Origin of the sequence: Marinobacterium lutimaris, from assembly GCF_900108065.1 — a bacterium.
GTDB classification, from domain to species: Bacteria; Pseudomonadota; Gammaproteobacteria; order Pseudomonadales; family Balneatricaceae; genus Marinobacterium_D; species Marinobacterium_D lutimaris.
The window spans coordinates 156085-177240 of sequence record NZ_FNVQ01000004.1; the positions used below are offsets into that span (position 1 = coordinate 156085).

Annotated in this window: 13 protein-coding genes; 5 read left to right on the forward strand and 8 right to left on the reverse strand. The window is 61.6% G+C overall.

The features are described 5' to 3' along the window. The first annotated feature begins 20 nt into the window (after positions 1-20). The 3 genes from C4S72_RS17810 (at position 21) to C4S72_RS17820 (ending at position 5633) form a co-directional block, all read left to right on the forward strand. On the forward strand, positions 21-2027 hold the full coding sequence (locus C4S72_RS17810) for a TonB-dependent receptor plug domain-containing protein (protein ID WP_104004535.1): 2007 nt from the start codon (positions 21-23) through the stop codon (positions 2025-2027). Positions 2028-2098: 71 nt separating this feature from the next. After that, positions 2099-2968 carry a type 1 periplasmic-binding domain-containing protein gene (locus C4S72_RS17815; protein WP_160115546.1) on the forward strand — a complete coding sequence of 290 codons (870 nt, stop codon included), beginning with the start codon at positions 2099-2101 and terminating at the stop codon, positions 2966-2968. Positions 2969-2978: 10 nt separating this feature from the next. Beyond that, positions 2979-5633, forward strand: coding sequence for a hybrid sensor histidine kinase/response regulator (locus C4S72_RS17820; RefSeq protein WP_104004537.1), 2655 nt, complete (start codon positions 2979-2981; stop codon positions 5631-5633). A 180-nt stretch (positions 5634-5813) separates the two neighbouring features. Here the strand turns inward: C4S72_RS17820 and C4S72_RS17825 are convergent, their stop codons facing one another. The 4 genes from C4S72_RS17825 to C4S72_RS17840 form a co-directional block, all read right to left on the reverse strand. Then, positions 5814-6191 carry a hypothetical protein gene (locus tag C4S72_RS17825; protein ID WP_104004538.1) on the reverse strand — a complete coding sequence of 126 codons (378 nt, stop codon included), beginning with the start codon at positions 6189-6191 and terminating at the stop codon, positions 5814-5816. Then, complete coding sequence (locus C4S72_RS17830) at positions 6191-6673, reverse strand: DUF2489 domain-containing protein (protein ID WP_104004539.1); 483 nt, start codon at positions 6671-6673, stop codon at positions 6191-6193. Before C4S72_RS17830 ends, C4S72_RS17825 begins: the two co-directional genes overlap by 1 nt. 224 nt (positions 6674-6897) lie before the next feature. Beyond that, positions 6898-7872 (reverse strand): c-type cytochrome, encoded by a 975-nt coding sequence (locus C4S72_RS17835; RefSeq protein WP_104004540.1) that lies wholly within the window; start codon positions 7870-7872, stop codon positions 6898-6900. Continuing rightward, positions 7869-8525 carry a c-type cytochrome gene (locus C4S72_RS17840; protein WP_104004541.1) on the reverse strand — a complete coding sequence of 219 codons (657 nt, stop codon included), beginning with the start codon at positions 8523-8525 and terminating at the stop codon, positions 7869-7871. The genes C4S72_RS17835 and C4S72_RS17840 overlap by 4 nt, the downstream gene beginning before the upstream one ends. 363 nt (positions 8526-8888) lie before the next feature. On the opposite strand from C4S72_RS17840, the gene C4S72_RS17845 reads away from it, so the two are divergent. After that, positions 8889-10379, forward strand: coding sequence for a SulP family inorganic anion transporter (locus C4S72_RS17845; RefSeq protein ID WP_104004542.1), 1491 nt, complete (start codon positions 8889-8891; stop codon positions 10377-10379). A 54-nt stretch (positions 10380-10433) separates the two neighbouring features. Beyond that, positions 10434-11276, forward strand: coding sequence for a universal stress protein (locus C4S72_RS17850; protein WP_104004543.1), 843 nt, complete (start codon positions 10434-10436; stop codon positions 11274-11276). A gap of 72 nt (positions 11277-11348) precedes the next feature. On the opposite strand, the gene C4S72_RS17855 is transcribed toward C4S72_RS17850, so the two are convergent. The 4 genes from C4S72_RS17855 to recC form a co-directional block, all read right to left on the reverse strand. Next, positions 11349-11855: a GNAT family N-acetyltransferase gene (locus C4S72_RS17855; protein WP_235009184.1), complete on the reverse strand. Its 507-nt coding sequence runs from the start codon at positions 11853-11855 to the stop codon at positions 11349-11351. An 82-nt stretch (positions 11856-11937) separates the two neighbouring features. Next, on the reverse strand, positions 11938-13983 hold the full coding sequence (gene recD, locus C4S72_RS17860) for an exodeoxyribonuclease V subunit alpha (RefSeq protein ID WP_235009185.1): 2046 nt from the start codon (positions 13981-13983) through the stop codon (positions 11938-11940). Continuing rightward, positions 13976-17695, reverse strand: a complete 3720-nt coding sequence (recB, locus tag C4S72_RS17865; protein WP_104004545.1) for an exodeoxyribonuclease V subunit beta — start codon at positions 17693-17695, stop codon at positions 13976-13978. Before recB ends, recD begins: the two co-directional genes overlap by 8 nt. Further along, complete coding sequence (gene recC, locus C4S72_RS17870) at positions 17692-21132, reverse strand: exodeoxyribonuclease V subunit gamma (protein ID WP_104004546.1); 3441 nt, start codon at positions 21130-21132, stop codon at positions 17692-17694. Before recC ends, recB begins: the two co-directional genes overlap by 4 nt. Positions 21133-21156 lie beyond the last annotated feature (24 nt).

A 21156-nucleotide genomic window follows, 5' to 3' on the forward strand; every position in this document is an offset into this window, starting at 1 on the left:
TCAAGGATGATTCCCGATCGATGAAGTACCCTTTACCTCTAGCCCTGGCTTTAGCACTGTTCTCTCCGCTGCTATATGCGGATGAGTGCCGGTATCTGGTGGATATCCCGCAGGTAACGGCTGTTTCCGGCAGCAGCCAGGGTATCAACGATGCCCCCGCATCGGTCACCATTCTGACCCGTGAAATCATCGATGCTTCGGGTGCGCGCACCATTCCTGAACTGCTGCAGCTGGTGCCCGGTTTCCAGAGCTACCGTGTGGACTCGCATAAATGGGGCGTGACCTACCACGGCATGGCGGACGACCTGCCCAACCGGCTGCTGTTCCAGGTGGATGGCCGTTCGGTATATCTGCCGCTGCTGTCCAGCGTAGACTGGTCTTCGCTGGGGCTGAGCCTGGACGATATCGACAGAATCGAGGTGGTGCGCGGCTCCAACGCAGCGACCCAGGGCTCCAACGCCTTCAATGGCTCGGTCAATATCATCACCCGCTCTGCACTGAAGGAGCAGGGCTTCCGCGCCAGCACCGAACTGGGTAACCGCGGCGCACGGAAACAGACGTTCAGCGCCAGCGACCGCTTCGGCTCCACCCACTTCCGTGTGTCTGCCGGCTATCAGGAGGATGACGGCAGCCAGGACTCGAACGACGGCTTTCGCGACCGCTACCTGAACCTGCAGCTGGTGCAGCCGCTCAACCTGCGCGACACGCTCACCTTCCGAGCCGGCGTCGACCAGGGATATATCATCAGCAGCACCGACTACACCCACGCCCGTGGACGCTACAGTGACAAGCGGGAGCACAAATCCCACCACCTGGCGCTGGATTATGAACACATCTACTCCGCCACCGGTACGCTGACCCTTTCCGCCTGGGAACAGTCGGTGGACCTGGAAACACCTACCGCGACCGATGAGCAACTCGAGCGCTTTTTCGGGCCGGCGCTTTCCGGCGTAGATCTGGACGCTTTTCGCAGTGCCAACAGCGGCCTGCGGCCGGTAGCCGAACATGGCGATAGCCTGATCCGGGATCTGTCACTGCGGGTATCCGACAAGTTCGGTCCGGTGTCGGTCAGCTCCAGCCTTGGCTGGCGTGGTCTGTCCGAGAAAAGTGATCTGCTGCTGTACGATGGCAAGGTGAGCGAAGACCAGTGGCGGGCACAGTCAGCCCTGGAGTGGCGGGTGTCGCCGCACTGGACGCTGAACGGCGGCGCCCTGGTCGAGGCCTCCGACGAAAACAACGCCCTGTCTCTGCGTCAGTCGGTCAACTTCAAGCCAGACGAGCAGTCGGTGATCCGCCTCGGCTGGTCCCGCAGTGAGCGACTGCCCTCTATTCTGGAAACCAACCAGAACTCCAGTTTCTACCTGCCGGGCAGGGATGCTTATCTGGTGGACTATAAACAGTACGAATCGCTGGAGCCCGAGCTGAACCAGACCTGGGAGCTGGGCTACCACCGCCGCCTGGGGAGCAGCGACTTCATCGATCTGAGGCTGTTCCGGGAAAAAGTCAGCAACGCCATATACGGCACTGTCTATACCCTGTCCGAATCCGAGCGGGAGAGAGACTCGGTTATCAACAACAAGGTAACCGCCAGGGCCAACGGAGCGGGCTGGGTGACCAGCGGCATCGAGACGCAGGTCAAACTGCAACTAACACCTGATATCTACTCTCTGGCCAGTTACAGCTACGCCAGGAGCAGTGAGGAAACCGGTCTTCCGACCTATATAGACACACCAGTACCTGAACATACGCTTTCGCTGTTGCTAAACTGGAGTCTGAGTGAAAATATGGAAGCCAGCGTTAATCACAGGTATCTTAGTGGCGTAGAATGGCTACAGAACGACAGGACGTTCACTGCTAGTCAGCATCAGACCAACCTCAGATTAGCCTATCGCTGGCCGCAAGTTGACTCTGGGCTCGAAACTGCTCTACTGATACAGGGCCTCGGCGATTCGCAGTGGCACGAGTTTTCGCAGGATAACAGTTACCATCGTGGCGTTTTCCTGCAGTTGAATCTTACTTACCCATGAACGGTACACCGGCAAGGATGGCGCGTGTGAGACCCTGGCTGCAAACAACATTGTTGTGGCTGCTTCTGTTAATGCCAGTGATGGCGAAGGCAGAATCCCCATTCGTTTTATTAAGCGATTCCGATGGCAGCTACAGCGAAATGCTCAAGGCGCTGACGGAGCACCACAACGGACTACTGGAGTCTGAGGTCCTGTCAGTACAGGCGCCTTCAGGCCACCCTTTTACTTTGGCAGTAGGCTCCCGGGCCTGCGAGGCTACGATCGCCGGTATCGATTCCGATGACTACGCCCTGTGCGTATTTCTGCCCTCGCAGACCTTTGCCGATCTGACCACCGGCCCCAAGGGGCAAGGGCTGCTTGCAGATAAACGCCTGAGTGCGATTTATCTGGATCAGCCACTGACACGACAGATGCTACTGGCCAAGATGCTCAAGCCGAGAATGCAAACCATCGGTACGGTACTGGGCCCCGGCAGTGACCGGCAGGCCTCATACTTTGCAGCTGCTGCCAGCTCCCTGGGGCTGACGCCGCTGATCGGCCGCCTGCAGGACAGCGAAAACCCGGTGCGCGAGCTGACCCCGATCATCGAGCAGAGCGATGTCTTTCTGCCGCTGCCCGACAGCTCGGTGTTCAACCGTGCCTCCGCCAAGTGGATTTTGTACCTGACGCTGAGAAACCGTATCCCGCTGATCGGTTTCTCCGCGAGTTACGCCTACGCCGGCGCCGTGGTTTCGGTTCATTCGAATGTAGAACAGATTGCAAAACAGGCGATGGAGATCGTCAACCACAGAGGCATCAAGGATCCGCTGCCCGCACCGGCCTACCCGGATGACTTCAGTATCACCATCAACGAAACGGCAGCACGGAACCTTGGCCTGGCCCTGGCGCCCAGTGATGCCCTGATGATCGAACTGAAACGTCGCGACCGGGTCGGCCAGTGAGGCGGAGGCGATGAGGCGCCGCTCACTGAGCATCCGCTACCGGGTGATGGCACTCACCCTGCTTCCGATGACACTTCTGGCCCTGGTACTGGGCGGCTATTTCACCCTGACCCGCGTGGCAGAAACCCGCGCCAACCTGCTTGAGCAGGGCCAGGCCACGGCCCGATTGATCGCTTCCGCCTCCGAATTCGGTGTCCTCAGCGGCAACCGCCAACTGCTGCGCAGCCTCAGCAGCGGCCCAGTCCGGGCCGAAGAAGTGACCGATATTCTGTTCTACGACGCTGACTTCCGCCTGCTGTTCCGCAGTGGTGAGTTCGATGTCGAGGTCGCCCGCGATCAAAAGGAACCCCGTCTCTACCAGGGCACCTGGCACTTTGTTGCGCCGATTACCGCCCGCACCCTGCCGTTACAGGACAATCCTGAACTGCTCTCCATCGATGACGGCAGTGAAACACTCGGCTGGGTCGCGGTACTGATCTCCGCCCAGCCCACGCTGGCCCAAGAGCGCGCGATACTGATGCGTGGCGCAGGGCTGACGCTGATCTGCCTGGTTATCGCCCTGGCGCTGGCCAACCGCTTTGGCCGCCGCATCACCTACCCGGTGCTGGGCCTGACCCGGCTGATCGAACGCCTGCAGCGCGGTGAGCTTAACGCCCGCGCCGACACCAGCTACACCGGCGAGCTGCAAACCCTCGCCACCGGTATCAACCGCCTGGCGACGCGGGTACAGGAATCCAACCTGCAGTTCGAATTCCGTGTCGACAGCGCCACCCGGCGTCTGACCCAGACCCTGCGTCACCTGGAACGCCGTAATCGGGAACTGCAGCAGGAGCGCCAGCGCGCCGACGACGCCAACCGCGCCAAGGATGAGTTCCTGGCCCGCATGAGCCATGAGCTGCGTACTCCGCTGACCTCGGTTATCGGCTTCACCGAACTGCTGGAAAGCACCCGTCTGGACCGCCAGCAGAAGCAGTACCTGCAGATTGTCAGCCGCACCTCCGAGCTGCTGCTGACCATCATCGATGACATCCTCGATTTCTCACGCCTGGAATCCAACGCCATCGAGATCGAAGCGCTGGAATTCGACCTGACACAGCGCCTGTTTGACGTGCTCGAGGCCCAGTCACCGGTGGCGGCCCGCAAAGGGCTGGAACTGACCGCCAGCCTGCCGCCGGATCTGCCACGCCGGGTTATCGGCGATCCCACCCGACTCAGCCAGATACTCAACAACCTGCTCGGCAATGCGGTGAAGTTCACCGAGCGTGGCGAGGTGGAGCTTCAGGTCAGGATCAGCCGGCTGCCCGGCGACAATCCGCGCCTGCTGATCTGCGTGCGCGATACCGGTATCGGCATCGCCGCCTCCCGCATCGGCCACCTGTTCAGCGCCTTCACCCAGGGCGATAGCTCCATCAGCCGGCGCTTTGGTGGCTCGGGCCTGGGTCTTGTGATTGCACAGCGCCTTACCGAACTGATGGGCGGAAAAATCCACCTCGACAGCGTCGAGGGCCAGGGCACCCGCGTGCATCTGGATCTGCCACTGCGCTATGCATCGGTTGAAGGTGGCATTCACTGCTTTGAGAACCAGCCGGAGATGCCGCTGCTGCTGTATGAGCCGCACGCCGGCAGCCGCGCCATGCTGTTACAGCAACTGCAGATTCTGCCGATTCCCGTTATCCCTATCCGCCATCTGGAGGAGATGCGTGACTACTGCCAGGATAACGCCAGTTGCACGATGGTGGTCGGCGTCAGCCCACTGGAAGCGGGCACGCGCCATGTGCAGCAGCTGTGCGACAGGATTCGTGCTCATACCAGCGCACCGCTGATCTTCCTGATTCCCGGGCGCGGCGCGATTCATCTGCATGCCGACTCTCTCAAGGTGCTGTCGAAGCCCCCACGCTGGCGGGAGCTGCTCGGTGCCGTGGGGCTGGCGGTGGACGAAAGCCACAGCCGCTCCAACCCTGCCCTGGAGACACAGCTGCCCTATCCGCTTGAGATCCTGGTGGCCGAAGACAATGAGTTTAACCGCCTGCTGATCCATCGCCTGCTGGAGGGCCTGGGTGCGCGGGTTACCGAGGTTGGCTCAGGCCAGGAGGTGCTCGATTACCTGGACAGTTCCGGCGAACCGGATCTGATCCTGATGGATGTACACATGCCGGGCATGGACGGTATCGAGGCGACCCGTCGGGTGCGTCTGCGCTCGAAAACGCTGCCGATCTTCGCCCTGACCGCCAACGTGGTGCCCCACGAGCACCTGGCACTGGAGGCGGCAGGCATCAATGGCCTTATGCTGAAGCCGATCAACGTACCGGAGCTGCTGCGCGCGCTGATAGGGCTGTGCGAAGAAAAGACCGGCCTGTCTCACGATACGCCTGCGGCAACACCGGAATTGACCAATTCGCTGACCAACCTTACCTCGCCGGACAGCCTGCAGCAGGAGGTACGCCGCCTGGCCCAGGAGATCATGCGCTCGGTCTGGGAGAAAGACCGCAATCAGGTTCGCGCCTACGCCCACCAGTTGATCGGCGTCGCCGGGCTTTACGATATGCCGGTACTGGAGAGCTGCACCTCCGAACTTCAGCAGGCCGCGCAGGAAGGCGATATGCGAGCGCTCTGGGAAACCAGTTCAAGGCTGAAGCGCGTAGCGGATCAGGAACAGCTGGAATAATTACAGGTAGGAGACACGCTACGTGTCGATTGAACCCTGAGCCGCGGTTAGTTCAAACTCCGGGGGATGATCGCGGCGGGGCGCCGCTCCTACTGGAAATCTGCCCGGTAGGAGGCGCGCCTCGCGCCGATTGATGCCTGCACGAGGGTGATTCAAAACCGGTAAGATCAACGCAGTAGATCAAAACTCCCGCGTAAACGGGGACTCTCGGATAATTCGCTCCAGCTCATCAAGCACCCGCTTGATCCGCTCACGCCCTGCCCGGTCGTACAGATAACCGTCCATGCCCCCAGAGGCGGCAGGCTCGCCATCAAGCCCTTCGTGAATACTGATGCAGCGGCGGCGCAACTGCTCGAGCTCAGCATCATGGATAATCGGCATCCCCAGGAACATATCCCAGGCTTCCACCGAGGTGGTGCGGTTCATCACGCCGGCGAGGATATCTCGGATCTCCTCGCGGCTGGGTCTGTAGGCTGGCGCGCGGCCAAAACTGAGAAAGCACACCAGCACCAGCAGGATAACCAGCGTCAGTACGAAAATCAGGACGAATTCGCCCATTACTGCATCTGCTCAAGCGGGTAACGCTGCAGCTCAGTCATCGCCGTGCGTACCTGCTCGCCATGCTCCTTCTCCAGCTGCGCCATCTGCTTCTGGTACTCCCGCTTTTCTGCGCGACTCAGCGCTTTCCAGTCCTCCAGGAACGGAATGTGCTCGGTGGCCCGGTAGACCCGCTCAATCACGGCGAAGTTTTCGTGCTGGTGCAGATGCGGCGCCAGGTTATCCAGCATCACTTTGACGCGGATACAGCCCTCGGTCATGGTCATTTTCTCGTCGTTCAGCACAGCAGAGGCGATGATACGGATACTGTCGATCAGATAGCGGCGCTGCTCCTGGGCCTGCTGTTCATATTCGCGGGTCTGCCGCTCCTGCTGTTCGCGCAGCTCGCGAGCCGACTTGAGCTGGCGGTAGATAAGGCTACTCAGCAACACAATGGCGACCAGGCCGATGGCGATCAGCGTATAGGTCAAACTAGGACTCATCAGAACTCTCTTTAGGTTGTGGCTTGTGGTTGTGGCTTGTGGTTATGGCTTTCGGCTTCAGTTTAAAGCTTTGTAATGAACGGCTTCGGGCGTATACGAAAAGCCCGAGCTAAGTGTTCAACTATTAAGCGTATTATAGCGGCAGGGGGTGCTGAGGATAACCCAGCCGCCCCGGTCGGGACGGCTGGGTTAGAGCGCTTACTCGAAGGGCTTACTTGAAGGGCTTAGTCGAAAGTGCGCGGACGCAGCACATCCGGTTTCAGGAACGGCTTGTCGCCGGAGTTGTCATGCTGACCCAAGATCTGGCCATTAAACTCGGTGCCGTAGCGGGTCCACTTGTGGAAGTTGTTGTACTTCTCACGGGTTTCTTTCGCATCTCCGGTATAGCGCGGGTCCTGTGGGCGCTCGTGGCTGTTGACGAACATCGCCACATCCCAGGCCTGCTGATCGCTCAGTGAGCCCGGTTTACCCAGAGGCATATTGTTCTTGATGAACGAAGCCGCGGTGAAAACACGGGTCATACCGGCGCCCCAGTTATAGGAGTTATCCCCCCAGAGCGGCGGGAACACCACCTTGCCATCCACATGCTGGCCCTGGCCGTCAGCGCCGTGACAGACCGCACAGTTATCCGCATAAACCTGGGCACCACGCTCGTAATCGGCGGGCTGCTCCGGCTCACGCCCCAGATGGCTGAAACCACGGCCACCGATATTGGTTTCATACACCTGGGCGCCCTTGGCCAGCCACTGATGATAAGCCACCAGCGCCAGCATATCGTCGCTGCCGTACTCCGGCGGCTTACCGTTCATGGAGAAGGAGAAACAGCCGGCGATGCGCTCTTCCAGCGAGTTCACATGCTGGTTTTTGCCACGGAAGTCCGGCAGCGTGGTCGCCGCCGGCCACACCGGCCCGGACCAGTTCATACGGCCCTCGCCCATATGGCAGCTCTTGCAGTTCATATCGTTGAAAACGTATTCACCGCGCTTCTGCTGGGTATTCATGAACAGATCACGCCCCTTCAGGATCACCTCTTTAAGCTGAGGCTTGATCGACTCATCGTTCATCAGATCATCAACGGTGGGGGCCTGGTGCACGTACTGCCCCTCCTTGAACGCAGGCAGTTGCACCGGCACGGAGTTCTCCGCCATCAGCGGCAGAGAAACGGCGCCCAGCAGCGCGAATGCGATCAGCTTGTTCATTGGCCTGCCCCCTTGATTGACTGGTGAGACAGATAGGCAGCCACCGCCTCGATCTGCTGTGGATTCAGACGCCCGGCGATCGCCAGCATCAGTTGGTTCTCATCGTTACTGCGGGCGCCGCTCTGCCAGGCTTGCAGTTGCTTGCGCAGGTAACCGGCATGCTGTCCGGCCAGGGCCGGGAAGGTCGAACCCACACCCTGGCTGTCGGGGCCGTGGCAGCTTTCGCAGGGCGCAATGTAATTATCCCAATCGCCCTGTTTCACCAGCTTTTCACCCAGCGCCAGCACGCTGTCGTCAGCGGCTGCCGGGGTAGGCTGTGCCGACTGGCCCTGGTAGTAAGCCGCCACATCATCGATCTGCTGATCGCTGAGATTGGCCGCGTTTGGCAGCATAATCGGATCAGTACGGCGACCATCACGGTAGTCCCGCAACTGACGCGCCAGATAGCCGGCGTCAAGCCCCGCCAAGCGCGGAAAGCCGGCCGCATCATTACCGGCGCCATCCACTCCGTGACAGGCCAGACAGGGTGCCCCGCCCTTGCCATCGCCCTGCATCACCAATTGCTGACCGGCTGCGGGATCGCCCTCGGCCCAGGCAACCCCAAGCGTCAGCATCATCGCAGCCAGGCCCAACCCAGCCTGGAATCTTCTCATTGTTTTGCTCCCATTAGCGTCCGTTTCACCTCTATCCAGCGAAAACCAGCAAGAAGGTGTTGTCGTCCCGATAGATCATAGACCCTATTCGACCCATATTTAAATATATCTAATATAGATCTTTCTAATTTAAACTCTGATTTAACTGCTAATTCTAGAACGCCACAGACTCCCGCCGTGATCCCTCTACCTGTCTGTGCTAATATTGCCGGCTGTTTTTACCCTACCCTGAGCCGCAATTGTTGCTGCCTGCTGTCTGTTTCAGCTGGCATAAAACGCTTTGCTGCCCGCCGGCAGGACAGCTGTCCTGCGGTAACTATCCAATATTTCATTCATCCGTCTGAACTAAGAATCGGGACTCTCATGATTGCAACGCTAAAGTCGGGCTGGTCTCTTCAGAATTTACGCGGCGATGTCCTCGCCGGGCTTGTCGTGGCACTGGCCCTGATTCCGGAAGCGATCGCCTTCTCCATCATCGCCGGGGTTGATCCCAAGGTGGGTCTGTACGCCTCCTTCTGTATCGCCGTGGTCACGGCGTTCTTCGGCGGTCGTCCGGGGATGATCTCCGCCGCCACCGGCGCCATGGCGCTGTTGATGGTGACGCTGGTGAAGGAGCACGGGCTGGAATACCTGATGGCAGCCACTCTGCTGACCGGTGTGTTCCAGATTATCGCCGGCTTCCTGAAATTGGGATCGCTGATGCGTTTCGTCTCGCGCTCGGTGGTCACCGGCTTCGTTAACGCCCTGGCGATCCTGATCTTTATGGCGCAGCTGCCGGAGCTGACCGATGTGACCTGGCATGTCTACGCCATGACTGCAGCGGGACTCGGCATCATCTACCTCTTCCCCTACGTGCCGAAGCTGGGGAAACTGATCCCCTCGCCGCTGGTGTGCATTCTGCTGCTCACCGCCGTATCCATGGCGCTGGGGCTGAATATCAACACCGTTGGCGATATGGGTGAACTGCCCGATGCGCTGCCGGTCTTCCTCTGGCCCGACGTGCCGCTGAACCTGGAAACCCTGTGGATCATCCTGCCCTACTCCCTGCCGCTGGCAGTGGTGGGCCTGCTTGAGTCCCTGATGACCGCCACCATCGTCGATGACCTGACCGACACATCCAGCGACAAAAACCGCGAGTGCAAAGGCCAGGGTACTGCCAACATCGTATCGGGCCTGTTTGGCGGTATGGCCGGTTGCGCCATGATCGGCCAGTCCGTGATCAACGTGAAGTCCGGCGGCCGCACCCGTATCTCCACGCTGATCGCTGGTGTCGTTCTGCTGATCCTGGTGGTGTTCCTGGATAAATGGGTTTCCCAGATCCCCATGGCCGCTCTGGTGGCGGTGATGATCATGGTGTCCATCGGTACCTTCAGCTGGGAATCGATCATCAATCTTAAGAAGCATCCGCTCTCTACCAACCTGGTGATGCTGGTCACCGTGGCGATCGTTGTAGCGACCCACAACCTGGCCCTGGGTGTATTCGCCGGTGTGCTGCTGGCGGCGCTGTTCTTCGCCAACAAGATCGGTCAGTACCTCTATATCGACAGCGAACTGAGCGAAAACCAGCAGGAGCGCCGCTACCAGGTGGTGGGCCAGGTGTTCTTCAGCTCCTCTGAGAAGTTCACCGCTGCGTTCGACTTCAAGGAAGATATCGACCGGATCGTGATTGATCTGAGTCATGCGCATTTCTGGGATATCACGGCAGTATCCGCACTCGACAAGGTGGTCATCAAGTTCCGCCGCGAAGGCGCAGAGGTCGAGGTGATCGGTCTGAACGAAGCCAGCGCAACCATCGTCGACCGTTTTGCCGTACACGATAAGCCGGAAGCGGTTGACCAGTTGATGGGCCACTGATATTCCTGAAAGAAAAAACCCAAAGGACCTGACAAGGACCTAAGAGGAGTGCCCATGAGTCGAGTGATCGCCTGTATCGATGGTGTTGGCGAACGCGCCAGCGGCATCTGTGACGCCGCGAGCTGGGCCAGCCTGAGACTGGACGCCCCGCTCAAACTGTTGCATGTGCTGGACCGCAGCCAGTACCCCACGGAGACCAACCTGACCGGCTCCATCGGTCTGGGTTCACGCGAAGCGCTGCTGGAAGAGCTGGCAGACCTGGACGAAAAGCGCGGCAAACTGGCCCGTGAACAGGGCCGTCTGATGCTCGACGCCGCCAGGGATCACGCCGTTGCCGATGGCATCGCCGAGCCCGAGGTGCTGCAGCGTCACGGTGACCTGGTGGAAACCCTACAGGAACTGGAGTCGGACACCCGCTTGCTGGTGTTCGGTCGCGGCGGCAGTGCCGGTGAAACCCTGGGCCGCAACGTGGAAGCGGTAATCCGCGCCCTGCACCGCCCGATGCTGTTGCTGCCGGATGACTTCAAGGCACCGGAGCGTTTCCTGATCGCCTACGACGGCAGCCCCACCTCCCGCAAGGCGGTGGATATGGTGGCGCAGAGTCCGCTGTTCACCGGTATCCCCTGTGACCTGCTGATGATCGCCCCCTCCACCAACGACGTGAAGCTGGAACTGAAGCAGGCGCAAGAGAAGCTGACTCAGGCGGGCTTCGATGTCACTGCCGAAATCCTCGCCGGCGATGTGGAGCAGACCCTGCTTAACGAGGTAGTGATGCGCCGCGCCGATATGCTGGTGATGGGCGCTTACGGCCACTCCCGCATCCGCCAGATGCTGGTGGGCAGCACCACCAGCAACCTGATCCGCCAGACCCGCGTTCCTTTGCTTCTGCTACGCTAAGCAGCGCCGCAAACAGAAAAGCAGCCAAACGGCTGCTTTTTCTTTGGTAGCTATCAGGCAGAACAAACAGCCTCACTCAATTGCAGTCTGCTCCTCCTTGTAAACCCTGAGCCCCCGCGCCTGGTAATTCCTCAATGCATTGGGATGATCAAAGGTGCAGGTGTGCACCCATACCCGATCCGTGCCCGCCCAGTCCCAGGCGGACTGAATGGCATGACTGAGCAGCGGCCCACCAAATCCTTTGGCAATAAATCCCGGCGCCAGGCCAAAATAGCGGATCTCCGCATTCACCCCATCCGGCCGGAACAGCTCGTAATAGCCGGCAATACTGCCGCGGTAATAGGCCACCCAGGTGCGATGCTGCTCGTGTTCCACCTGGGCTTTCCACTGCGCGTCACTCCAGCTGTCCAGGTCGCCCCACTCCCATTCACTGCCAACCAGCGAATATAAGAATCGGTTGAACTGGTACTGCGGCTCTTCGCTCTCGACAACATTCAGGCTGCCAGGCAAAGGCTTGGCGTTCAGCTCAGTCTGCGCCGTCATTTCCAGGTAATAGGTGGTGTAAAAACCGCTACTCATTAATCCTCCCTTATCCGCACAGATCGGTCGCTGATCCCTGCTGCTTTTCATCCTGATTATTCAATCGACTCTCTCAACCGACTCAATGCTCGAGTATCCGCTCCCGTAGCGCGCTGGCTCTATGCACCCGCGTAGCAACCGCTTCGTAGAGGCGCGCGCGCGAGGGCAGTACCAGCGTAAAGCAGTCACTGGCGCGGGTAATCCCTGTGTAGATCAGCTCCCGGGTCAGCACCGGGTTCGGTCCCGGCGGCAGCACCATGGCGGTGTGGGCAAACTCCGATCCCTGGGATTTATGCACCGTCATCGCGAACACCGTTTCCACATTCTGCAGCCGGCTCGGCAGCACCCATTTAAGGCCGCCATCGGGCAGCGGGAATACCACTCTCAGCACCTTCCCGCCCTCACCATCGGGCACCGCCAGACAGATACCGATATCACCGTTCATCAGCCCCAGCGAATAGTCGTTGCGGGTCAGAATCACCGGTCGTCCCTCATACCAGAGGGTATCAGGCACAATCAGCCCGGCACCAGCCAGGGCCTGTTCGATGGACTCGTTCTGACCTTCAACACCCCAGGGGCCCTTGCGCAGGGCGCAGAGGATGCGGAACTGGCTGAACGCCTCCAGCACCTCTTTGCCCCAACGCTCCCAGGCAGGATCGGTCAGTTCTCCGGCGTTCGGTTTGCTGGCGTGCAGCTGCTCAAGATAAGCACGATACCCGGGCGCACCGCGCCTGCGGCCCAGCACGCCGCCATCCAGCAACAGCGGTTTAAGCAGGCGCTGCTGATCGCCGCCCGGCTCCAGCAGCGCAAGCTCTGCCGAGCCGCCCAGCAGAATTGACTCCACCGCTGTCGAGTCGCCCTCGTTGACCGCCCGCGCCAGCCGTCCTATACCGCTGTCAGCGCCAAACCGGTGGCTGTGCCTGAGCATCACGATCTGCTGCGCCAGCGGCTGCTCTCCAGCTTCCCCTTCGCTTTGCTGCCACTGGCCAAGGCCAGGGCATCCTGCGGCAACCGCCCATTCCAGCGTGCCTTTGCTGTAACCGCCCTGCTGCGCCTGCTGGCAGAGATCCCCCAGCACGGCGCCGGCTTCCACCGACGCCAGCTGATCCTTGTCACCCAGCAATATCAGCCGCGCCTGTGCTGGCAGTGCCTGCAGCAGCGAGTGCATCATTTCCAGGTCGATCATCGAGGCTTCATCGACGACCACAAGATCGGCGTGCAGCGGATTACCGGCATGGTGACGGAACCGGCGGCTGTCGGGCCTTGAGCCCAGCAGACGATGCAGGGTACTCACCTCGGTGGGCACGTCCTCGCCCATGCCATCCGTCAGGGAGTTAACCGCACGGCTGATCGACTCGGTCAGTCGCGCCGCAGCCTTGCCGGTGGGTGCCGCCAGGCGGATTCGCAGGGTTCTCCCCTCATCACGCGCCTGGGTTTGCAGCAGCGCCAGCAATCGCACGACAGTGGTGGTTTTACCGGTGCCGGGGCCGCCGGTGATGATGCCGAAACGGCCTCGGGCGCCGAGGGCGCAGGCCAGACGCTGCCAGTCCATCGTTTCGGGATCGCTGCCCGGGAACAGCAGATCGAGCTTTTCCGCCAGCCCGGAAGGTGCAGTCTCTCCTGTGAGCAGCAGCCGCTGGCGGATAAAATCAGCCACGGCGATCTCGTAGTGCCACTGCCGCCGCAGGTAGAGTCTTGAAGGCCTGCCCTGATGCAGCACCAAGGGTGAGTTACCGGCCCCCTGCTGCACCAGCGCCGAACCACTCAAGCTCTCGAGCCAGGCGTTTAACGTCAGTCCGCCAAGCAACTCACTGGGCCGGTCCGGCAACTGTTCGCCATAGGCACCTTCCGGCGGCAGCGACAGCGCCGCATCGGGGTCGCTCAGCGTGGCATCCAGATCCAGGCAGATATGGCCACGACCGAGCTGATGACTACAGAACACCGCCGCCAGAATCAGCTCCGCCGGAGCGGCTTTATCCAATTCAGCCAGCATCCGCGCCAGCGCCAGGTCCAGGCCACGAATCCAGCCCTGGCTGTGCCAGCGCTCCAGCACCTCCCAGAGGCGTGCGCCGCTAAGATCCGCCTCTACCGTAAACAGATCATCCTGCAGCCCTTCAATCTTATCCACAGGCCTGCTCCTCAGATTCGCTGTTAATGGGCGTTTTTCCGGCAAAGAGATCATCCAGCTCCAGGATCAGCTCCACCGGCGGGCGATCCACAAAGGCACCGTGGTGCGTGGGTTCCTCAATTCCACGCAGGAACAGGTAGAGCGAGCCGCCCACATACTGCTGATAGCCCGCTGCCGGGTCCGCCGCATAATCGGGCAGGCGGGACTTCAACAGCCGGTGCAGCGCCAGGGTATAGAGCACGTACTGCAGATCGTAACGCTTGTGCAGTATCGCCTCGCGCATGGCGCTTTCGGTGTAGGCACTGCTATCGGTGCCGAGCCAGTTGGATTTGTAGTCCGCCACCCAATAACGTCCTTCGTGCTCAAACAGCAGGTCGATAAAGCCCTTGAGCATGCCGTTGAGCTGGCCCCACTCCAGTTCCGGTCGCGGCTCGCCGGGCAGCACCCATTTGCGCACCCGCCGATCCAGCTCACTCACGTCCAGCGCGGCGCTGGAGAACCAGAACTCCATCTCCGCCTTGGCGGTTTCCAGCCCGGCCAGTCTTACGCTCTCGCCATCACCCAGTGGCAGCGGCGTATCCAGCAGACGCACCAGCCAGTCATCGAGCAGCTCGCGCCAGCCCTCCCAGTCGCGTCGCTGACAGCGCGGTTCCAGGAAGCCGGCCCGCAGTGGTTCGTCCACCACCACCCGGTCAAAACCCTCATCGGCGGCCCACTCCAGCATGCCGTGCAAAAAGGTACCCGCCGCCGGACCTTTCCAGAAGCGGTGGATATCGGGATTGCCCTCGATCAGCGGCAGGCCCGGCGTTTCATCCCGGGTTTCCAGCACGTTGTCGTCATCCGCCGTCTCCGCGGCCTCATTGGTAGCCGGCTGATCCGACTCCAGTTGCCCCTTGAGACGGGCGATGGCGGAATAACTGGCGATCCACCAGCGTTCGGTGTCCGGTTCGCGACTCACCCGCTCGGCGGGTCTGAGCTCATTGCGCTCGGCAGCCACCGGCAGACGTGCATCCTCTGCGGCCGGCAGCGGTTCCAGCGCCAGTACTTCTGCAGTGCAAAGCGCGGTAAAGGCGGTTTCGATGCTTGCCTCACTACCTGAAAGCAGCTGTCCCAGGGCGCTTTTGCCCACATCCTTCAGCTCTGCCAGGCCGATCCAGCAGGCGTGTACCGGACGGGTCAGCGCCACGTAGAGCAATCGCAGATCCTCCTGCAGACGCTCCTGGTCTGCCCTTTTCTGCGCGTCCTTGTCATCCTTATCCAGTTCGATGGCGGTACCGCCGGCTTCATCGTGGTAGAGATAGCTGCCGTTACGCGCACTGACAGGACGGCAATCGCTGATAAAGGGCAGGAACACCAGCGGATACTCCAGCCCCTTGGATTTGTGGATGGTGATCACCTGCACCCGGTCCGCATCGCTTTCCAGGCGCAGCACCCGCTCTTCGGCATCGCCCTGACGCTCTACCAGCTGCTCCGCCAGCCAGCGCACCAGCGCCAGCTCACCATCAAGCTGCTGGCTAGCCTGCTGCAGAATCTCGCCCAGGTGCAGCAGGTTAGTCAGTACCCGCTCACCCTCGGTGCTTTGCAGCAGCCGCGCCGGCAGTTCGAAAGCATCCAGCCAGCGGCGGATCAGCGCCAGCACGCCATGACGGCGCCAGTGATCGCGCAGGCTGCGGAACAGCTCGACCCGCTGCTCCCAAAGCAGCTCGTCGCGGTTGAGTCGCTCCAGTTCCACCAGCGCCAGCCCCAGGGTCTGACTCGCCAGCGCCTCATGGATCAGCCCCGGCTGTTCCGGTTCCGCGCAGGCCTTGAGCCAGCGCCAGAGATCTTGGGATTCCTGGCTATCGAACACCGATTCCCGGTCCGACAGGTAAACGCTGCGCACATCGCGTTTTTCCAACGCCTGGCGGATCAACTGCGCCTCGCTGCCGGTGCGCACCAGGATCGCGATATCGCCGGGCCGCAGCGGCTTCAGCGTTGCATCAGGCAGCCTGAAACCGGCTTGCCCCTGCTGGGACAGATTCAGCAAACGGCAGATCTGGCTGGCGGTGGTATTGGCCATAGCCGCGCGAAACTCCGGCTTAGTAGCGGCCTCGTCAGCCCCCAGGTGCCAGGCGGTTAACGCCGATACAGGTTCACCTTCCAGCTCCAATCGCTCCTTGCGGCCGTTCGCCTCTACCGGCATAAACGGCAGCGGGTTGTCCTCGCCGCTGCCGAACTGGAAGGCCCCGGCGGACTGGCTGTCTTCCGCTTCTTCAAACAGGGTATTCACCGCCGCCACCATCGACTCGGAGGAGCGGAAGTTGGTGCCCAGCGTATAGAGCGCGCCGGCACAATCGCGGCGCGCCTTGAGATAGGTGTGGATATCGGCGCCGCGGAAGGCGTAGATCGCCTGCTTGGGATCGCCGATCATCAGCAGCGCACTGCGCTCGGGATCGGCGTCAGCATAGATCCGGCGGAAGCTCTGGTACTGCGTCGGGTCCGTATCCTGAAACTCGTCGATCAGCGCCACCGGGTACTGCTGTACGATCTGCCGCGCGAGGCGCGGGCCTGCATCCTCGTCCGCCAGGGCGCCAGCCAAGCGAGTCAGCAGATCATCAAAGCCCAGGGTCGCTACGCGGCGCTTGTTCTGCTCTACCCGAGCAGCGACCCAACGTGCCGCATGAACACGTACCGGGTTGAGGTCCGGGCTGGTTTCCAGATGATCCGCCAGCTGCTGCAGCGCATCGAACACCTCATGCTGCGGCGTGCCATCGGGCTGGAATTTCTTGTTGGTCTTGCTGCGCAGCTTTTCACTGCCAAAGTTCGCCAGCAGCTTGGCGTCGCCCTCATCGCCCTGGCTCCACTCCAGCATGCTCTGGAACTGCTCCGGCAGTTTCTCCGCCTTATAGACCTGTTTGCTCAGCGCGCCCTTTTCCACAGCCGCGAATATCAGGCCTTCTACCGTTTCGCAATCACGGCACCAGAGGTTACGGGCAAAGGCCTGCAGGCTTTCGCGCCGCTCCTCCCAGCCCACCAGCACGCTGGCGAAATCCGTGGGGGATACCGGCGCCGGCAGCGGTTCGCCCGCCTGGTAGAGGGTGGCGTCGCTGTTTTTTAGCAGCGGACGGATCGTCTCAGCCAATTTGTCGGGCTGATCCGCCAACCTCTTCAATGACCGGGCTGCCGCCTCCGGCAGTGGATAAAAATAGGTTCGCCAGTAGTCGCGCACCGCCTCGGCAACGATCTCGCTGTCATCCCCTTCCAGCTCCTGATCGAACAGGCTGCCGCTATCGAAGGCGTGCTGGGTCAGCATGCGCTGGCTCCAGCCGTGAATGGTGTAGATCGCCGCCTCATCCATCCACTGCGCCGCCTGGTCCAGCTGATGTGCCGCGGCCGCTCTGGCCGCGTCATCGGCATAAGCGGGATCGTTTAGCAGTGAGGTCAGAAAGGGATCGCGCGGCTCCTGTTGTGCGCGGAAAACCCGTGCGCCCTCCGAAAGCCGATCACGGATACGCTCACGCAGCTCACGGGTGGCAGCGTTGGTGAAGGTCACCACCAGGATTTCCGGCGGCAGCAATGCTCGCGGGTGAGCCGAATCCTTTCCGTGCCCAAGAACGAGACGCAGGTAAAGCGCGGCGATGGTGTAGGTTTTGCCGGTACCGGCGCTGGCCTCGATCAGACGACGCCCATGCAGCGGAAACGCCAGCGGATCCAGTTGAATCATATCGCTCATTCACTCTCTCCTGTCCCTCGGGCCTGGGCATGCTGCAGCAGCGGCGCGTACAGCGCTTTGGCCCAGGCTTCCAGTCCCTCTTCCAACCCCGGGTCAGCAAGCTGTTCAAACTCGGGCCAAGCGCGGGCCAGGGCCGGATCCTGCTGCACCTCACCGGCGAACTGACCTGTGCCGAGATAGGCGCGAGCCGCCGCTCCAATAGCCTTCTCCGGTGGTTCGGTGAGCAGCGCCAGCCCCGTTTTACACGCCAGCGGCGGCGGCGCCTGCATCGCCTGGGCCCAGCAGCTCACCATCTGTTCCAGAATCTCTTGTGCACTTTTCGGTGCCAGCGGCTCGATCAATACACTGGTATCCGGGCCCACCAGCCAGCTGCGCAGGTCATAGCCCTGGGCACAGCCGCACAGATGCTCTACCCAGAGCCGCAGCAGGCGGTGCCAGCGCGGACCGTTTTTGCTAGCCACCGCCTGGGGCGAGGTACGGATCAGCGCATAAGCGCCGTCACGCACGGAGACACCACTGAGCCAGTCTTCTATAGGGATTTCACTGCCGTTGAGCTGCATTTTCAAATCGATCTCCAGCGCTCCCTCCAGCGGCTGCCATTCGGCTAGCGGCTCCAGGTGGCGCAGGGTTGAACGCACCGGGCTTAGGATCGGCTGCAGCGCCAGCGGGCCATATTCACCCAACGGCAGACGCCCGGCGCGGCGCCAGCGCTCCAGCTCCTCTTCCACTATCCGCGAGGGCTCAGCAGATCCATGGGCCAGATCGATCAGCTCCTGACCCAGCTGGAACTGCTCCAGGTTGTCAAAGGCAAAGGGTTCATGCTCCGCCTGCTGTACCGCCGGCTGCTGGAAATAGACGTTCAGGCGCTCGTTAAAGAAAGCCCGCACCGGGTAACGCAGGAAACGCCCCAGCCGCTGCAGGGTCAGCGCGCCCTCCGGCAATCCGGCGGGCAGATCCTGCTCGCTATCACCACCGACGCTGTCGTGGATCTCGCGCCACTCCTGGGCATAGGTAAACAGGCGCGGTTCGGCCTGGCCGGAGCCATCGAAATAGCGGGTACTGAACGGCTGCAGCGGATGCTCCAGCGTCAGTTGCTGCGCCACATCCTCTTCGCTTTCAATATCCTTCCAGCCCTGATTCAGATGGTCGCGCAGCTGCGCCACCAGCACCGATGGCGGCTGTGGCTGGTTATCGCGGATACTGCGACCGACCCAGCTGATATAGAGCTGCTCGCGGGCGGAGAGCATCGCCTCGAGGAACAGGTAGCGGTCGTCTTCGCGGCGGGAACGGTCGCCGGGGCGGTACTGGCCCGCCATCAGGTCGAAATCCTGGGGCGGCTTGATACGCGGGTAATCGCCATCGTTCATGCCGAGCAGAAACACCTGGCGGAACGGAATGGCACGCATCGGCATCAGCGTGGAGAAGGTCAGTCGACCGGCCATAAAGCGCGCCGACAGGCTGCCCTGGTCGATGCCGCCCAGCCAGGCCTCCCGCGCCAGCGTCAGCGGCAGGGCCGCCGTCAGCTCGGCATCGATACAGCCCTGAGTCCAGCTCTGCAGCTCGCTGACCAGCCGCTCATTCAGCAGCAGATCAGCATCATCCTGCGGTGCAAAGAAGCGATCCAGCAGCCAGTTCAGCTGCTCTCGCCAGCCCAGTGCATCCTGGGGCGCGGTGAGTCGATGCAGCAGCTCGCGCAGATCATCCAGCAGCAGCGCAAGCGATCCGGCCAGAGCCGCTTCCAGGCCCGCCACCTCGTCATAGGGTTCGATATCGGCAAAGGCTTCGCCATCGCCGATGGCGTAACCAAGCAGCATGCGGCGCATGCCGAACAGCCAGGCGTTCTGCTCCAGCCCCTGGGGCAGTTCCAGGCCGGCGCGGTGATCCGCATCCAGCCCCCAGCGGATACCGGCGCCGTCGATCCAGCGCTGCAGCGTGGGAATATCCGCCGGCGTCAGGCCGTAGCGCTGCTGCAGCGCCGGCACCTCCAGCAGATCCAGCAGTTCACTGGCGCCAAGGCGCAGCTCCGGCAGGCGCAGCAGCTGCTCCAGCGCCACCAGCAACGGCACCTGGCCACGACTGGACTGGTCCGCCAGGCTGTAGGGAATAAAGCGAGGATCATCCTTGGGCAGGCGGCCAAACACCGCCTCGATATGGGGCTGATAGATACCGATATCCGGCACCATAACGATCATATCCCGGGGTTTCAGGGTCGGATCTTCATCGAGGCGTTTCAGGATCTGATCCTGCAGTACCTCCACCTCACGCTGAGCACTGTGCGCCAGATGAAACACCAGCGAATCGTCACCGGCGAACCATTCGCGCGGCGCCTTTTCTACCGGATTGAGTTCGAGAATATCCTGCTGCAGCTGCTGCAACAGCGGCAGTGAGGCGATATCAGGGTCCGGTTCATCAAACAGGTCGATACGGCTGTCGTTAAACCAGTGGCGGTAACGCTCGCTCTGATCGAACTCATCCAGCAGGCGAATATAGTCGCGTCCCTGTTTACCCCAGGCCGCCAACAGCGGCGGCGCATGCAGGTGCATCTGCTCGCTGGAGAGCTCCGCAGGCACCCCCTCACGGCGCTGCTGACGTTTATGTTCGGCACGTAGCAGCTCCTTGCCTTCGATGATATCGGCCCAGTAGAAACGGCAGGGGTTAAGCACCGCCACCATCACCTGGATCTGCCCCGATAGCGCGGCCAGCGCCTCGATCATCTGCTGCGGCAGCGCCGAGATACCAAACACCATCAACCGCGGCGGCAGCGACCGGGGACGAGACTGCAACTGCTTGCAAGCCTCAAGAAAGCGCTGATGCAGGTCGGCGCGGGAGCTATCCACTTCGGCCTGCAGGTCGGCACGGATCGCACGCCAGAGCCTGGGCTGCCAGCGCTGATCCTCATCCAGCAGGCGAGGCTCGCCGCCATCCGGCATGCGCAGCTGGTCCAGCCCTTCGGCCCAGTCCGCCAGCCAGTCGGCACGGTAAACCTGGTACTGGTCGAACAGATCCGCCAGATGCTCCGCCAGCTGGTAAGCCTTGCGTTCGCCGGGGTCCGACTCCAGGTACTGCGCGAGCGAGGCAAACTCGGGCGTTTTCAGCAGATCGGGCAGCAGCCTCAGCAGGCGCCAGCGCAGCTGGGGTTTGTCATAAGGGGATTGGGGCGGCACCGCCTCTTTGCCAAGCACCGCACGGTAGGCGCGCCAGAGAAAAGCCGAGGGCAGTTCCACCTGAAGCCCGGCAGCGATGCCGCAACCGCCCTCGCTGACCGGCGCCGCCAGCGCCAGGCGCAGCCACTGGGCGATACCGTTGCTCTGCACCAGGATCTGTTCGTCCACCAGGGGTGGCAGGGGGTTGTCGCGCATCCAGCGCACCAGCAGGTCACGCAGGGTCTCGAGGCGGTTAGCGTGGATGATCGCCAGACCGGTAGACAGCTCGGACATAGTTAATCTCGGGTCGCGGGGCAG

What these genes read in the sequence shown, in the direction of transcription:
- C4S72_RS17810 (WP_104004535.1), top strand. Translation starts at nt 21, where the DNA reads ATGAAGTACCCTTTACCTCTAGCCCTGGCTTTAGCACTGTTCTCTCCG.
- C4S72_RS17815 (WP_160115546.1), top strand. Translation starts at nt 2,099, where the DNA reads ATGCCAGTGATGGCGAAGGCAGAATCCCCATTCGTTTTATTAAGCGAT.
- C4S72_RS17820 (WP_104004537.1), top strand. Translation starts at nt 2,979, where the DNA reads ATGAGGCGCCGCTCACTGAGCATCCGCTACCGGGTGATGGCACTCACC.
- C4S72_RS17825 (WP_104004538.1), bottom strand. Translation starts at nt 6,191, where the DNA reads ATGGGCGAATTCGTCCTGATTTTCGTACTGACGCTGGTTATCCTGCTG.
- C4S72_RS17830 (WP_104004539.1), bottom strand. Translation starts at nt 6,673, where the DNA reads ATGAGTCCTAGTTTGACCTATACGCTGATCGCCATCGGCCTGGTCGCC.
- C4S72_RS17835 (WP_104004540.1), bottom strand. Translation starts at nt 7,872, where the DNA reads ATGAACAAGCTGATCGCATTCGCGCTGCTGGGCGCCGTTTCTCTGCCG.
- C4S72_RS17840 (WP_104004541.1), bottom strand. Translation starts at nt 8,525, where the DNA reads ATGAGAAGATTCCAGGCTGGGTTGGGCCTGGCTGCGATGATGCTGACG.
- C4S72_RS17845 (WP_104004542.1), top strand. Translation starts at nt 8,889, where the DNA reads ATGATTGCAACGCTAAAGTCGGGCTGGTCTCTTCAGAATTTACGCGGC.
- C4S72_RS17850 (WP_104004543.1), top strand. Translation starts at nt 10,434, where the DNA reads ATGAGTCGAGTGATCGCCTGTATCGATGGTGTTGGCGAACGCGCCAGC.
- C4S72_RS17855 (WP_235009184.1), bottom strand. Translation starts at nt 11,855, where the DNA reads ATGAGTAGCGGTTTTTACACCACCTATTACCTGGAAATGACGGCGCAG.
- recB (WP_104004545.1), bottom strand. Translation starts at nt 17,695, where the DNA reads ATGAGCGATATGATTCAACTGGATCCGCTGGCGTTTCCGCTGCATGGG.
- recC (WP_104004546.1), bottom strand. Translation starts at nt 21,132, where the DNA reads ATGTCCGAGCTGTCTACCGGTCTGGCGATCATCCACGCTAACCGCCTC.